Source organism: Endozoicomonas sp. SESOKO3 (genome assembly GCF_024606255.1).
Map to the genome: position 1 here is coordinate 1 of NZ_JAHHPR010000633.1, position 1327 is coordinate 1327.

1 pseudogene is annotated in these 1327 nt (G+C 45.9%); it reads right to left on the reverse strand.

Annotated elements, in window-relative coordinates:
* Positions 1 to 436: 436 nt before the first annotated feature.
* Positions 437 to 1327, reverse strand: a pseudogene (locus tag KDK18_RS11170) (hypothetical protein); the annotation flags it as partial.

Below are 1327 nucleotides of genomic sequence, written 5' to 3' on the forward strand. Positions count from 1 at the left end.
AAATGCGCTGCAACCGGATTTCAGTGCGCACTTACCTGTGTCCCGATGTAATGGGTGATGGCAAACACAGGTATTCACGCTCTGAGAAATGGTCAGCAAATGTGACAAGTTATTCTGACGGTCAGAACAACACGCTTGCCAGAGTGATTAAGCTCTGATGTCATTGCAGCAGGGAAGCTGCTGTGTGGAATGACTCACGAAGAGTGCTTGGTGCCTCACGGCAATAGGAGTTTCTGTAATAGTCAACGTTGAAACTTTAGTTTCTCCATCCATTACAGAAACAAAAGCCTGCCTATATAAAGCCCAATTTTTCCCAGGCTATGGCAGTCTGAAATTCAATAGTCCAAAGAATAGACATAGTTTTTTGCCTCGTCAGCAAAATCTGTGGGGCATTACTGGCTCGGGCAGGTTGCCCAGTGCATGATATTAATGATCACTAGCTTTGTCGCAGCCCCTTCCTCACACAATACTGCTCCAGCCTCAGCTCTACCAGCTCCTGCACCAGCTGATGCAAAATATCCCGATGTTCCCGCTGTACATCCGTTTTGAAAGTAAACCGGCCATGTCTGACTTCAAAAAAGGTATTTTCTCCATCAGCAAAGGCTTTGATTGGGTTTCTTTTCCAGTAATTATGCCAGCCGTTATCTTCAGCAGACATTGCTCGCTGCCCAGCAGGCAGTTCAGAGTTATACAGCGTTGGTCGGCGCTTAAGTAGATGCCAGCTTCTGGCGGCCAGTGCTTCTGTGGTCGGTGCCGAGATAAAACCATCCAGCTCCAGAAAGGCATCAAGCAAAATCATCTTGAAGCATTTAGTCATGTTCGTCTGCTCTATACCATCCAGTAAAAACTGATGATGATTATTGGCCACTTCCGACTCGGATTTATTCAACTCTTTCAAATGTTCAAGCAGCTTGAACCAGCTGCCATGCTCAGATCGAACTCTATTGAATTCAGTCCCCGTTTCCGCAAGATAATGATAAAACTCTGTAGCAGTGGGGCGATAGCCAAGCAGTGATTTCAGGGATTGATACTCATCCACCATGCTGGTTTTTTGCTTGCGAGCCATACGCTCCAGAAAATCAATCACTACCGGGTCATAGTTGGCAAAACAGCCATCGGGGAGAGTAATCGTCTGTTGTCTAATTTGCTCTGTAACCTGTCGGATAGAATGACTATTGTGTAAGGCAACCGGCTTGCTCAGAAACGATTTATGGTTACCAATAAAATCAATCACTGCCAGATACTGCTTGTCTTTATGCAGGCGCAACCCCCGCCCTAGCTGTTGCAGAAACAAAATTTTAGATTCTGTAGGACGAAGCATCAACAC